Here is a 14,040-nt window from a genome sequence, read left to right on the forward strand (position 1 = left end):
TTGCAAAAAATTCTCATAGTTAATTAAAAAAGCCTTACTTTAGCTATGGTTAAATAGCGTGTGATTGTCATACAATGGAGGGAAATAGACCACACAAGAGAGATTAAAATGGCCGCATTTGGTACCGTGTTTATGCCGCAGATGATTCAAGCTCGTTTTTCTGATAATAAATGGAGCGAAAGCTCAATTGTCCCTTCCGATAAACTTGAACTTCATGCTGGTGCGCACGTTCTTCATTATTCAAGTACATGTTTTGAAGGCTTAAAAGCCTTTCGCCATGAAGATGGTTCTGTTTATCTTTTTAGAATGGATGCAAACATTGCACGCATGCAACAAAGCTCAGCGCTATTAAGCTTACCGAGTTTTGACAGCGATATGCTAAAAACGATGATTATCGATATTATGCGTGAATACGCAGATGAAACGCCATTACCGCCGGGTTCTATGTATATTCGCCCAACGCACATTGGTACAGAGGCTGCAATTGGTAAAGCCGCAGCGCCATCAATGAGCTCGCTTTTATACACATTACTATCGCCAGTAGGTGATTACTTTGCCGGTGGTGCAACTGCACTACGTGTACTGCTTGAAGAAGATGGCATGCGCTGCGCTCCGCACATGGGTATGGTAAAAAGTGGTGGTAACTACGCCAGTGCACTAGCACCTATTAGCGCTGCACGTATAAAGTATCAAGCTGATCAAATTTTGTTTTGCCCAGGTGGCGACGTACAAGAAACCGGTGCTGCTAACTTTATACTTATTGATGGCAACGAAATTATTACTAAAGCGCTTGATAGCACGTTTTTACATGGTGTAACGCGTAATAGTATTTTAACCATTGCAAAAGATTTAGGTATGACGGTAAGCGAACGTAACTTTAGCGTTACTGAGCTATTAGAGCGTGCTGCTAAACCAGGTACTGAAGCGGCGCTTTCGGGCACTGCTGCTGTACTAACTGCTGTGGGTACGTTTATTCATAACGATAAAGAGTACAAAGTAGGTACTGGCGAGCCAGGCCCAACGACTGCACGCCTTCGCCAAGCATTGAACGATATTCAATGGGGTAAAAGTGAAGACAAACACGGCTGGTTAACTAAAATCTAATTATAGATTTGATTCTAACTCGCATTAAAAAGCCACCTAATCGGTGGCTTTTGTGTGTTTGGTTACTTTAAGCTGCGCTTATTAAAACTTCATTTCTATTTTACCGTACACGTAGCGTCCGTTAAATCCATACGGCGAGAAGCTAGAGTAAGCAAATAAACGTGAGAAGGTGGTTACATCGTCAACATTTTCACGGGTTGCATCTGGATAAACATCAAAAATGTTATTAGCCCCTAAGCTCAGCGATAAGTTTTCACTAAGCGAGTAGGCGACATCTAAGTCGGTTATCCATTTGGGCTTAAGCACTTCGTTACGTTCTGGGATATCTGAAGGGTCTTGAGTTTCGCCGTAACGTGTTGTTCTAAGCGTGGTACGTATGTCGTCGTTAGTCCATGTTGCGCTTAAGTTGTACTTATTACGCGGTGTGCTTACTTCAAAACGACGCAGCTCAGTGCCTGAGAACAGGTTATCTTGATCGAACCCTGCACCTTGCAGCTCTGCTGGTGGGTCGATAATATTTGTTACTTCATTTTTACCGTAGTTGTAACCTAGGTTAAAGGCTAAATCGCCATAACCATCAGTTGCTACATTATAAGAGGCAACCACATCCACACCACGGGTTTTACTGTCAATTGCATTTAAGAAGAAACGACCTTGATTAGCACCTGTGCCTTGAAGTAAATCGGCAATAGCATCGCCCGATAAGTTGTTTGATAACACAATACGGTCATCAATTAATATTTGGTAGTAATCAACCGACAAGCTGAAATTAAAGTCGGTAGACCATGTAAAACCAACGCCGTAGTTTGTTGCTTCTTCTGCATCAAGACCAGGTGAGCCCAGTGCTTTTGCTACATCGCTGCTTGGTGCGAACGTACCTGTTTCGGTTGGTTCGCCATCAACAAATACAGTGGCCACTGAGGTAAAGTATTGTTGCTGCAAAGAAGGTGCTCTAAAGCCAGTTGATACAGAGGCGCGCAGCGCTAAGTCTTCAGTTAATGAATAACGAGTCGCAACTTTACCGTTAAGTGTATCGCCAAAGTCTGAGTAATCTTCATAACGGGCGGCAACCGCTAAATTCCAATCGTCGGTTAGGTAGGTTTCAAGGTCTATATACAAGCTCACGTTATGGCGGCTATTATCGCCCTCTGATTCGGGTGTAAACCCCGGGAATACTTGTGCGCCCGCTGCGCCAAATGGGCCATCGACTGGGTCGGTTACTGCGCCTCCTGGGCCAAATGTGCCTTGTGCATATGAAGCTTCTTCGCCTGCATCTATTTGGTATCCTTCGCGGCGATACTCAGCACCTACAGCTACACTTACCGAGCTTTCTAAAAAGCTGACGTCTACTTCGCGACTAAAATCAACGTTTAAGGTAAGTTGATCGTAGGTAAGTGTTCCGGCATCAAAGCTTGTTTGGCTAGTCGGGCCGTATGAGGTATTTAAACTATTTATAACACCAAACTCAAATGCATCTTGACCATATACAGCCGATACATCGTAATTCCATTCACTTACAAAACCTTTAGCGCCAAGTGCCAGTGAAAAGTCATCTATGTCTGAGGTGATAACAGGCAAAAAGCCATCAGGGTAAACTTCTTCTATATTACGGCTATCGCTTGCACGGCGATAAAAACCACCGCCTTCGCCTTCGCGTTTGCTGTAAGAACCAAACGAATATAAATCTACTTCGTTTGTTAATTGGTAACCTGCGTTATAAAACACTGAAAAGTCTTCTACATCGCCATTACCAAAGTTATGGTTATATCGATTTACGGTAAGTTCACGTGGGTCGAGAGAGCCATCATCTAATCGTGCGTAGTTTTCACGATTATCGTAGTCAGAGCGGTTAGTTGAATGGCGGTCGCGGTATTCCGTTGAAATGTTTAAAAAGCCATTATCGCCAAGCTCAAAACCCATATTACCTTGCAGTGTTAATGTTTGACCGTCTGTTAAAGAGCGATCGCCACCTTCGGTAAATGCTAAATTTCCGTCGCTACCTTCAGATACAGATTCAAGCTGTGGTACACCGTCCATTTCGGTTACGTTAGCACCATATATAGCCGCCACTGAGCCACCGCTGCTGGCACTTTTAAGCACAATATTAATAACACCGGCTATAGCATCAGAGCCATATTGGGCTGCTGCACCATCACGTAATACTTCAATGCGGTCGATAGCATTTGCAGGTATCGCATTTAAATCAACCGATGATGAACCACGACCCGTTGAGCCATTTAAGTTAAGTAATGCATTACTGTGGCGGCGTTTACCATTAACAAGCACTAAAGTGTGATCGGGTGCTAAACCACGAAGTTGAGCAGGGCGTACATGGTCACTACCATCAGTAAGTGATGCTTGCGGGAAGTTAAAGCTAGGTAATAAATTGCTAAGTAGGGCATTCGTTTCAGTAAAGCCTGAGTTTTTAAGTGCATCTGCACCAATTATATCGATGGGTACTGCACTGTCTTCTACTGTACGGCCTAATCGGCGAGAGCCAATTACGCTTATTTGTTCGATGTTTTCTTCTGCTTTGGTGTCTTGCTCTGCAGCATTTACTGAGAGCGAACCAAGTAGCGCAGCTGATGCACTCATGGCGAGTAATATTTGTGGTACCGACTGCTGTAATTTAAATAACGGTTTTCTATTCATGCTGTATTTCCCCATACCCATTGAATTATTTTAGTTTTGAACAAAAAGATAAAGATTAAACCTCTTTGTTACCTTGAACATATACTTAATTAACAAAGCCAGTCAATTGAATAACATTCAATTAATTTAAGGGTTTTTATAATTACATTTAGTTGTTTTTTATAATGACCATTGTTTTAGTTATATAGCGAAGGTAATTGCTAAGTAATTGATGGATAATGAATTATATTTAAAAATTAAATTTAACGTTTAATTAACTGGTAAGATGAGGTTGGTAGATTTAACTAATTATTTGTAGGAAGCCATTTTTATTGGGCTGGCAATAAACAACTGTTGAGCTATAAATATTTTTAAAAATATAAAATAAAAATACACCCATTAAATGTTAACTAAATTAACATTTAATGGGTGTGTTATAAATTATGTACTACTTATTAGAACCTATACTTTAAAGCATGAAGTAATTTTGTTTTTATAAGTAATTGGTATAAAAAAGAGTGCTAGAAATAGTGTTAAAATTTAATTTTTCCAATAAGTATGTCTTTAAACATTACCCAATCTCCCCACAAACTGTAAAAAGGGTGTTTAAAAGTAGCAGGGCGGTTTTTTTCAAAAAAGAAATGCCCGACCCACGCAAACCCATATCCAATAACAGGTAATAGCCACAATAAACTGTAGTGTTGTTTTAATAATGCTATTGCGATTACAACAAGAACGAGGGTGCTTCCTATAAAATGTAAGCGGCGGCAAATCACGTTGCGATGCTCTTTTAAATAATAAGGATAGAAAGCTTTAAAGCTTTTAAACGTGGGGTTTGTACTTTGCATAGTGTGCTCTTTTATTGTTTTTTATTTTAATGAGGGTAATGCTATTAAAGCGTAAGTTTACATTTGTTTACAGCGATAAATGGCGCTTAACGCATCTATATAGACAAAAGGGCTAAAAGTTAATAGCTTAGGCGCACTATTAATAAATAAGAATGGAACTCGGGATGTTTAAACATACTCTAGCGTGTGCTGTAATTGTAGCGCTTAGCGGCTGTACAGAGCCAACTAATACGGTAACTCAAGAAGAAGTAAAAGCACCTATGAAGCAAGTTAACGCAGTTATATACCCAGAAACAAAAAAAGGCGATATCGTAGATACCTACTTTGAAGAAGCGGTTAGTGACCCATATCGTTGGCTTGAAGATGACATGAGCAGCGAAACTGCCGATTGGGTTAAAACGCAAAATAATTTAACGTTTTCTTATTTAGAACAAATTCCTTATCGCGATAAGTTAAAGCAGCGCCTTGAAAAACTAATGAACTACGAAAAAATAGGCCCTCCTTTTACTGAAGGCGATTACACCTATTTTTATAAAAACGATGGTCTGCAAAATCAATATGTTTTGTACCGCAGTAAAGATGGTGGCGACGTTGAAGTATTTTTAGATCCAAACAAGTTTAGTGAAGATGGTACGACGTCTATGTCGGGTTTATCGTTTTCAAAAGATGGGTCATTACTCGCGTATCAAATATCTGAAGGCGGCAGCGATTGGCGCAAAATTATAGTTATTGATGCACATACTAAAGAGCAAGTTGAAGAAGCGCTTGTTGACGTTAAATTTAGTGGCATTGATTGGTTAGGTAACGAGGGCTTTTATTATTCAAGTTACGAAAAACCTAAAGGCAGTGAGCTGTCGGCTAAAACAGATCAGCATAAAGCGTATTACCATAAGCTAGGTACTGCACAATCTGCAGATAGTGTTGTATTTGGTGAAACTGATGAGCAAAAACATCGCTATGTAGGCGCTGATGTAACTCATGACGGCCGCTACTTACTTATTTCAGCTAGTACGTCTACTTCAGGCAATAAGCTGTTTATAAAGGACTTAACAAATAAAAACAGTGAGTTTGTAACGGTTGTAGGAAATACTGATTCAGATACATCAGTTATTGATAACGAAGGCAGCAAGCTGTTTTTAGTTACTAACCTTAATGCACCAAACAAAAAAGTAGTGACGGTTGATGCAAGTAACCCAAGCCCTGAAAATTGGGTTGATTTAATTCCTGAAACCAAAAACGTACTAAATCTTACAAAAGGCGGCGATACCTTTTTTGCCAACTACATGGTTGACGCGATATCGCAGGTAAAACAGTACAACAAAAAAGGCGAGCTAATTCGCGAAATTACATTGCCAGGCGTGGGTACAGCACGTGGTTTTGGCGGTAAAAAAGATCAAACAACGCTTTATTATTCGTTCACTAACTACAAAACACCAGGTACTACTTATACGTTTGATGTAGCTACGGGTGAATCGGGTGTTTATCGTAAGTCGGCTATTGATTTTAATAGTGATGATTACACGTCTGAGCAAGTGTTTTACACATCAAAAGACGGCACTAAAATACCGATGGTAATTACCTATAAAACAGGCATTAAGCTTGATGGATCAAACCCTACAATTTTATACGGTTACGGTGGTTTTAATATTAGTTTAACGCCAAGCTTCAGCCCCGTTAATGCAGTATGGCTTGAGCAAGGTGGCGTATACGCCGTCGCTAATATTCGCGGTGGTGGTGAGTACGGTAAAGACTGGCACAATGCAGGCACTAAATTGCAAAAGCAAAATGTGTTTGACGACTTTATTGCGGCGGCTGAGTACTTAAAAGATAAAAAGTACACGTCTAAAAAGCGCTTAGCACTTCGCGGTGGATCTAATGGTGGTTTGTTAGTTGGCGCAGTAATGACGCAGCGCCCAGACTTATTTCAAGTGGCTCTACCTGCTGTAGGCGTACTTGATATGCTGCGCTACCATACATTTACTGCCGGCGCTGGTTGGGCATACGACTATGGTACCAGTGAGCAAAGTAAAGAAATGTTTGAATACATTAAAGGTTATTCACCACTTCATAATGTAAAAGCAGGTGTTGAGTATCCAGCTACTATGATCACAACTGGCGATCATGATGACCGCGTTGTCCCTTCGCATTCGTTTAAGTTTGCAGCTGAGCTTCAAGCAAAGCAAACAGGTAATAACCCAACGCTTATTCGTATAGAAACAAACGCAGGGCATGGTGCAGGTACACCAACGAGTAAAACAATTGAGCAGTACGCTGATATATTTGGTTTTACGTTATACAACATGGGCGTAGAGTCGTTATAAAAGCGCTTTAACAAAATAGCTAACTTTAATAGCTGAGCAAAAAGGCCGAGTAAATTAAATTTACTCGGCCTTTTCAATGTTAGCAGTTAGCAGTTAGCTACTGCACAGGTGAAAACAATCGTTGGTATGTTTTATAGGCGTACTCGTCGGTCATTCCACTCAAATAATCGCAAATTATACGCATCCCTTGGTTTTGCTTTTGCGCTTCTATGTATTGTGCTTGTGTTGTTTCGGGCAATAAACGCAGCGGATCGCTAGCAAAAGCGGTAAATAACTCTATTAGCAAATTTTGACCTTTAAATTCTATTTGCTGCATTTCGGGGTCACGTATTAAACGTTGAAACACAAAATGCTTAAGTATTTGCAATACACTGTCGTATTGGGCATCTAATTTAGCGGTGTACTTTAAAATAGGGCATTCAAAGTTATCGTTTTGAATATCCAAATGTATATGAATAATAAAGGTATTAACCAGCTCACCTATGGCATCTTTTCGCTCATAATCATTTTTTGAAAACAAGCGCTGGGTCAGCGATTCAAGCATGTCGTTTAGCCAGTCAAAGTTTAGTGCTTTTAAATGGGGCAGAGCATGGGTTTGCCAATCGTCTAATGTGAGTACGTGGGTTGCAATGGCATCTTCTAAGTCATGTACCGCGTATGCTATATCGTCGGCATGTTCCATTATGGCGCTGTCGAGCGATTTATACGTTGTTTTAGCGCGGTACTTATCAATAGCGGCATGGTTACCTAGCAATGTTTTATCGTTTTGACTCAGTGGTTCTACTATCCAATTGAATATGGCTGCATCGTCGTTGTATAACCCTTTGGCAGGGCGCCAATCATCTGCTTTTATAAATGCACGACCGGTTGTGGCATCGGGAATGGTATGCCAAAGCGTATTAATAAACGCGGGGTATTTTATAAAACCTAATAAAGTACGACGAGTTAGGTTCATACCGTGCCCATTACTATAGGGCTCAAGTTTTGCAACTATGCGCAGTGTTTGTGCGTTACCTTCAAAACCACCGTGATCGCGCATCATGTAATTTAGCGCTATTTCACCACCATGACCAAAAGGCGGATGGCCAATATCGTGAGCCAAACACAGTGTTTCTAGCAGTCCAGTTGATGGAAAGTGCGTAAAGTCGCTATGTTGCGCTTTTAAATGGCGCAATATGCCGGTACCAATTTGCGATACTTCTAAAGAGTGGGTAAGGCGAGTGCGGTAAAAATCGTTTAGGCCAATACCCATAATTTGGGTTTTAGCTTGCAAACGCCTAAATGCTGCGGCATGAATAATACGCGAACGGTCGACCTGCCACGGCGAGCGGTTATCGTTAGGACGATGTTTATATTGCTCTATTATTCGGCTTTGCCATTGTTTATCCATACTGCTTACTCACACATAGTTAATATTATTAAACTTTGCTCAGTATACCCATGGACTTATAAATTGCGAATGAACAAATGCACTACATAGGCTCTGTTTTATCTAAAACCCAAATCCACTGCTGAAAATTCAACCGTAAAAGGTCATCAAATCCCAGTTATTCGCGTTTATAAAGTGGCTTAGGTATAATGCGCCTTCGTATGCTTGTGTATTAACCATGCATAGTTGTTGTTTCAAAGAGAGAATACATGTTAAAAACGATTTTTAAGCTTTTACTAACCGTGTTTTTTGTATGGGCGCTTGCATATCCGTTTATACAAAATGATGATGTTGAACTAGATGAACAAACGTCAGAACAACCAAAAAAAGTGAAGAAAAAAGAAAAACCATTACATAATGTAAAACTGCCAAAGTTTTCAGAATTTAGTGATGTTAAAGAAAAAAAACATGCATTTTTTAGCTTTATTCGTCCGCACGTTGAAGCCGAAAACAAAAAAATATTACAGCAACGCGCTAAGCTTGAAATAGCACGCATGATGCTACAAAACGAATTACCTTTAGAAAAAAAGCAAAGCAAAGATATTGCAGCAATATTAAAGTCGTACGGCTTACCAACCACCATTGATACGCTAATACTTACGCAAGCACTACGCCGTGTTGATATAATCCCTAAAGAATTAGCGCTTATGCAAGCTGCAAATGAATCGGCGTGGGGCACATCGCGTTTTGCACGTATTGGCCTTAACTTTTTTGGTCAGTGGTGTTACACAAAAGGTTGTGGCATGGTACCAAAACGCCGTAATACTGGAGCTGCACACGAAGTTGCTGCGTTTAAATCGGTAAGAGCTGCTATAAACTCTTATTTTAAAAACATAAATACGCATCCTGCTTATAAAGATTTACGCGCAATACGTGAAAACTTACGTCTTGAGCAAAAACCAATTTTAGCGACTGAACTTACACATGGTTTAATGTCTTACTCTGAGCGCGGTGAAGCGTATATAGAAGAGCTAAACACGATGATTAGCCAAAATAGAGCCTACTTTGATGAATAAATACATTTTTAATTGCACCAACGCCATTGCGTTAGTGCTGCTGGGCATGAGTGCATTTAATGTTAATGCAAGAGAATTTGTGATGTCGTATGACGGTTTTTATGACCGATTAAAAGTTGTTAACAAAGGCGACTTTCAATATGCGCGAGTTAATTTTTATATAAGTGATATAGCAACTAACGAAGCGTGTGCCATTAAAAGCGGCACTATTTTAACTGAAAGAAACGAGTACCCACTTAACTTCACCGATAAAGCACAATTACTATTACCGTTCGATAAGCAACTTGATACAGATAAAGCCGTCATTGTGGTGCAGCCACAAAATCCAGATCATGATTGCCAATTAAAACTTCAAATAGAAGCAAACGAACTTGAAGATTTAACGTTTTCAAAGCAGTCGTTATATACCATTAACGAAGAACTTGATGAGCTGTTAACTGATTTGTCGGGCTTTTTTGTAAGTAAATTAATGTGGTTTTTATTACCAGAGCAAAAGGGCGTAGCGGTTACATTTAAAAGCCCAATGCAATTTGATGATGAAAATATAACGTGTGAAAAGTCTGTGTGTTATTTTGCAGTTAAAGATAACTGGGAAGATGATACCGCGTCACTTGGCGATATATCGAACGTTATTAAAGTAACGCCTTGGATTGTTAAGTAGCTCACATATAAAAAGCGGCATTTAGCCGCTTTTTTGTACCAAAATTAGTATTCGCTTTTAGTCTTTATTTGATAAGTGGTGCAGATGAATCGCGCTGCATTAAAGTAGGTTCAAAAAAGCGATTTATAACAAGGTTTTTATTTTGATATACGTCTTTAAGCACTAATTTAGCTGCCATTTCGCCCATTTTCCCGACCGGATTATCTATAGTCGTGAGTGTAGGGTATAGGTAGTTTGCAAAAATAACGTTATCAAATCCAACAATCGATAAATCAATTGGTAAGTTATAACCGTGCTCTCGTGCATACTTCATGGCACCGGAGGCCATTTCGTCATTGGCGCATACCAGTGCAGTAAAGCTAAGTTTTTCTTCAATAAAATGTTTTAAGCCTTTACTACCGCCAGTTTCGTTAAAGTCGCCAATATAATAAAGCGTAGGATCAAATTTAACACCAGCCTCTGTAAGCGCTTGTTTGTGACCTTCAAGTCTATTAAATGCATCGGCTTTAAACTGCGGGCCTGCAATATACGCTATTTGTGTATGGCCTTGATTTAATATCGATTTAGTGGCTAGGTAACCACCTAATTGATTATCTAGGCTGATACAGTTGTCTTTTAGTTGCTCTACGTAACGGCTCATTAAATAAACGGGCGTAGAGCCTTTACTTAGTTTTATTAGGTAGTCGTCTGAAACGGCTTCAACGTGCAAAATAATAGCATCGCAGCGTCTGCTAATTAAAAATTCAATGCCTTCTTGTTCTTTGTCTTCTTCACTGTGCCCGGTGGTAATAATAACGTGTTTACCCGCAGCACGAAGCTCCGACTCAATACCTGCCATCATTTGGGCAAAGAAAGGACCATGTAACTCAGACACTAAAATACCGACACTGTTAGTACAGTTAGAGGCTAAAGATTGCGCTATTGAGTTAGGCTTGTAGCCAAGCTGCTCCATGGCATCAAGCACTTTTTGTTTGGTTTTATCGCTTACACGGGTATTTTTGTTCATCACGCGAGAAACGGTGGCTAACGATACGCCCGCAAGCTCTGAGACTTGATAAATTGTTGCCATGTTATTTGTTCACTCGCTTATCCTTAACTACTTCGGCTAAATAATACCTTAGAGTATATATCTTAACTAGCTGTTAGTTTAGATTGAATATTTTCAACAACCTGATTAGTCAGTGTATATTTTTTCATTATGTAGGCAACAAATAAAGATCCAAAAGCAGGTAACACAGTAAATGAAAGTAAAATACCGTGTTGAGTATCAAGAGTTTGTACTGCATCGGCCTGATAACTGTAAAAAGATAACAACCAGCCTGCAATTGCGCCGCCTACCGCCACGCCCATTTTAATAAAAAATATGACGCCTGAATAAACTAAACCCGTAATGCGTACACCTGTTTTTTCATGCCCGTAATCTATGGTGTCGGCCATTTTTGCCCACAACAAAGGGGTTGCCATATCTAAAAAGAATTTCCATAAAATAAAGGCAGTAAATGCGAGTACTAATTGATCTTTACTAATAAAGTAACTAAAACCACAAATAGCGGCGGCAATAACTTGTAAGCTTATATAGGCTTTTATTTTACAAAAGCGCTTTGCAAGCGGTTGAGCTAAAGCACACCCTAGCATGCTTGCTGCAACGCCTAGTGTCATAAATAAGGTGATTAAATCGTCTCGACCTAAATAGTATTTTACGTAGTAAACAGCAAGCGTAAGCCTTAATACTTGACCGGTAAGTAAAAAAAACGCAGCTAAGCAAAGTGTTCGCCATTGATCGTTTTTAATTAATGCTTTAACACTTTGGGCAAAAGGAATGTTTTGCTCTTTTGGCTGTTGTATACGCTCTTTTGTGCCTAAAAAACAAAGTAAAAAAAGTACAAAGCCTAAAATGCTCATTGCAGTCATGGTGTATTGATAGCCCTTAGCTGCATCGCCTTGGCCAAAGTACTCAACCATTGGCATAGTACAACCCGCTACTATTACGCCGCCTAACATACCAAATACAAACCGGTAAGACTGAATAGTCACGCGCTTTTTTACATCTGCAGTAAGTACACCGCCCAGTGCACAATAAGGAATATTGATAGCGGTGTAAGCCACCATAAGAAGTGTGTAAGTAGTAAAGGCGTAAATTATTTTATCGGTGCCTTCTAAATCAGGCGTAGTAAACGCTAAAATACTAATAATGGCAAAAGGAAGTGAAAGCCAAAGTAGGTAGGGGCGAAAGTGCCCCCAGCGCGTATGTGTTTTGTCAGCAAGGTTGCCCATTAATGGGTCGGTTACGGCATCAAAAATACGTACTGCTAAAAACATAGTACCGACAACAGCGGGTGATAAACCCACTACGTCTGTGTAGTACAGCATTAAAAACATCATAACTGTTTGAAAAATGATATTACTGGCGGTGTCGCCTAAGCCATACGCTATTTTTTCTTTTACACTGACCATGATTATTTATCCCGCTTTATACTTGTTTTTAGTTATGGGTATGCTCTTATCTTTTAGAGATGAGTTCTTTATAAGCTAAGCCACTGTTTTTAATAGTGCGTTGCTGGGTTTTATAATCTACATACACAATGCCAAAACGTTTTAAATAGCCTTCAGCCCATTCAAAGTTATCCATTAGACTCCAAGCAAAGTAGCCATGTATAACAACACCTTGTTCAATTGCATTATGAACCGCGTTTAAATGAGTATTATAATAACTTAAACGGTCTAAGTCGTTAACTGCACCATTATTATACGTATCGGGCATTGCTGCACCATTTTCGGTTATATAAATAGGCGGTAAGGTGTATGTTTTATTAAGCGATACGAGCAAGTCGGTGAACGATTGCGGGTAAATTTCCCACCCCATATCAGTTAGCGGGCCCGTAGGTGCAATAGGCTCATAAATGTCAGCAGGGTGCGCTTTATAAACTTGGCGGGTATAAAAGTTAATACCTAAGTAATCAATAGATTGAGAAATTAGTTCCAAATCGCCCTCAAGAATTTCAGGCTGATGGTTTAATGGTAATTGATTAATTATATCAGGATATTGGGCATCAATTATTGGTTTTATATACCACTGATTAAGATAGTCGTCTGCAAATGCAGTGGCTTTTAAGTCTTCGTCACTTTGAGTAAGGCTATAACACGGCGTAAAGTTAAGCACTATGCCATTTAATGTATTAGGCGAGTTTTGCTTTAATACGCTCATAGCGAGTCCGTGGGCTAATAATAAATGGTGCGCTGCTTTACGGCCATATTCTTTACCCACTTTACCTGGGGCATGAATACCAATTTCGTAACCTAAAAACGCACTACAAAATGGTTCATTCAATGTGGCATAAGAGTGAACGCGATCGCCAAAGGCTTTGGTAATTAAATTTACGTAATGTTCAAAAGCGTAAGCTGTTTGTCTGTTAAGCCAACCGCCTTCATCTTCAAGGTGTTGCGGTAAATCCCAGTGGTACAAAGTAACAAAGGCTTTAATATTGCGACGTTTTAGCTCATCTAAAATATCAGTATAAAACTTCACGCCTACAGGATTTAATTTTGCGTCTTGGGTCATCACGCGCGGCCATGAAATAGAAAGCCTGTAAGCATCTACGCCAAGTGACTCAATAAGGTCTATATCATTACGCCAAAGGTTATAGTGATCGCAGGCGGTATGACCGTCTGAGTTATCGACTATTTTATTGGGCGTATCGCAAAAAGTGTCCCAAATACATGGGAGACGATCTTGTGATCCGCCTTCTATTTGAAAAGAAGCCGTGGCCACACCGTATACAAAGTTTTTAGATAAAAGCGGTGAATGGGGTGGTAGTGATAATTTTGTCATTAATAACAAACCTTTTGTTAGTCATTTACAGAGAAATCAGCTCTGTGTTTTTGCTTAATTAATGCTGTATGAGGGTACAAAAAATAAAAAGTGTTGAAATATACAGCTTGTTCGTATTTAATTGCATATGAAAGCGCTTACATTTAAGGTTAGTGTTTATTAATTCTTAGGTCAACTCTTTAATGCTTCTGGATGGTTTAA

10 protein-coding genes are annotated in these 14,040 nt (G+C 39.7%); 4 read left to right on the forward strand and 6 right to left on the reverse strand.

Annotated elements, in window-relative coordinates:
* The first annotated feature begins 102 nt into the window (after positions 1-102).
* Positions 103-1,104, forward strand: coding sequence for a branched-chain amino acid aminotransferase (locus H5160_RS11990; protein ID WP_272941825.1), 1,002 nt, complete (start codon positions 103-105; stop codon positions 1,102-1,104).
* Positions 1,105-1,185: 81 nt separating this feature from the next.
* On the opposite strand, the gene H5160_RS11995 is transcribed toward H5160_RS11990, so the two are convergent.
* Positions 1,186-3,756 (reverse strand): TonB-dependent siderophore receptor, encoded by a 2,571-nt coding sequence (locus tag H5160_RS11995; RefSeq protein ID WP_182733732.1) that lies wholly within the window; start codon positions 3,754-3,756, stop codon positions 1,186-1,188.
* A 512-nt stretch (positions 3,757-4,268) separates the two neighbouring features.
* Positions 4,269-4,583: a DUF962 domain-containing protein gene (locus H5160_RS12000; protein ID WP_182696450.1), complete on the reverse strand. Its 315-nt coding sequence runs from the start codon at positions 4,581-4,583 to the stop codon at positions 4,269-4,271.
* A gap of 164 nt (positions 4,584-4,747) precedes the next feature.
* On the opposite strand from H5160_RS12000, the gene H5160_RS12005 reads away from it, so the two are divergent.
* Entirely contained in the window at positions 4,748-6,904 is a 2,157-nt protein-coding gene (locus tag H5160_RS12005) for a prolyl oligopeptidase family protein (protein WP_182737566.1), read from the forward strand.
* 97 nt (positions 6,905-7,001) lie between these two features.
* Here H5160_RS12005 and H5160_RS12010 read toward each other — a convergent pair whose 3' ends face one another.
* The gene (locus tag H5160_RS12010; RefSeq protein WP_182737567.1) at positions 7,002-8,294 is read right to left on the reverse strand and encodes an anti-phage deoxyguanosine triphosphatase; all 1,293 of its coding nucleotides are present in this window, start codon (positions 8,292-8,294) and stop codon (positions 7,002-7,004) included.
* Between the two features lie 248 nt (positions 8,295-8,542).
* On the opposite strand from H5160_RS12010, the gene H5160_RS12015 reads away from it, so the two are divergent.
* On the forward strand, positions 8,543-9,349 hold the full coding sequence (locus tag H5160_RS12015; protein ID WP_024606443.1) for a glucosaminidase domain-containing protein: 807 nt from the start codon (positions 8,543-8,545) through the stop codon (positions 9,347-9,349).
* On the forward strand, positions 9,342-10,010 hold the full coding sequence (locus H5160_RS12020) for a DUF2987 domain-containing protein (RefSeq protein ID WP_259417092.1): 669 nt from the start codon (positions 9,342-9,344) through the stop codon (positions 10,008-10,010). The genes H5160_RS12015 and H5160_RS12020 overlap by 8 nt, the downstream gene beginning before the upstream one ends.
* A 64-nt stretch (positions 10,011-10,074) precedes the next feature.
* Here H5160_RS12020 and H5160_RS12025 read toward each other — a convergent pair whose 3' ends face one another.
* The 3 genes from H5160_RS12025 to H5160_RS12035 form a co-directional block, all read right to left on the reverse strand.
* A complete protein-coding gene (locus H5160_RS12025; RefSeq protein WP_182737569.1) occupies positions 10,075-11,079 on the reverse strand; it encodes a LacI family DNA-binding transcriptional regulator in 1,005 nt (334 codons plus the stop codon).
* Positions 11,080-11,141: 62 nt separating this feature from the next.
* Entirely contained in the window at positions 11,142-12,464 is a 1,323-nt protein-coding gene (locus H5160_RS12030) for a glycoside-pentoside-hexuronide (GPH):cation symporter (protein ID WP_182737571.1), read from the reverse strand.
* Between the two features lie 46 nt (positions 12,465-12,510).
* On the reverse strand, positions 12,511-13,839 hold the full coding sequence (locus H5160_RS12035; RefSeq protein ID WP_182737574.1) for a GH1 family beta-glucosidase: 1,329 nt from the start codon (positions 13,837-13,839) through the stop codon (positions 12,511-12,513).
* Positions 13,840-14,040: the final 201 nt, after the last annotated feature.

The organism is Pseudoalteromonas sp. SG43-4, from assembly GCF_014164325.1.
GTDB classification, from domain to species: Bacteria; Pseudomonadota; Gammaproteobacteria; order Enterobacterales; family Alteromonadaceae; genus Pseudoalteromonas; species Pseudoalteromonas distincta.

Bases quoted from the DNA above. Each gene is read 5' to 3' on its own strand.
- H5160_RS11995 (WP_182733732.1), bottom strand. From the start codon at position 3,756: ATGAATAGAAAACCGTTATTTAAATTACAGCAGTCGGTACCACAAATA.
- H5160_RS12000 (WP_182696450.1), bottom strand. From the start codon at position 4,583: ATGCAAAGTACAAACCCCACGTTTAAAAGCTTTAAAGCTTTCTATCCT.
- H5160_RS12005 (WP_182737566.1), top strand. From the start codon at position 4,748: ATGTTTAAACATACTCTAGCGTGTGCTGTAATTGTAGCGCTTAGCGGC.
- H5160_RS12010 (WP_182737567.1), bottom strand. From the start codon at position 8,294: ATGGATAAACAATGGCAAAGCCGAATAATAGAGCAATATAAACATCGT.
- H5160_RS12015 (WP_024606443.1), top strand. From the start codon at position 8,543: ATGTTAAAAACGATTTTTAAGCTTTTACTAACCGTGTTTTTTGTATGG.
- H5160_RS12020 (WP_259417092.1), top strand. From the start codon at position 9,342: ATGAATAAATACATTTTTAATTGCACCAACGCCATTGCGTTAGTGCTG.
- H5160_RS12025 (WP_182737569.1), bottom strand. From the start codon at position 11,079: ATGGCAACAATTTATCAAGTCTCAGAGCTTGCGGGCGTATCGTTAGCC.
- H5160_RS12030 (WP_182737571.1), bottom strand. From the start codon at position 12,464: ATGGTCAGTGTAAAAGAAAAAATAGCGTATGGCTTAGGCGACACCGCC.
- H5160_RS12035 (WP_182737574.1), bottom strand. From the start codon at position 13,839: ATGACAAAATTATCACTACCACCCCATTCACCGCTTTTATCTAAAAAC.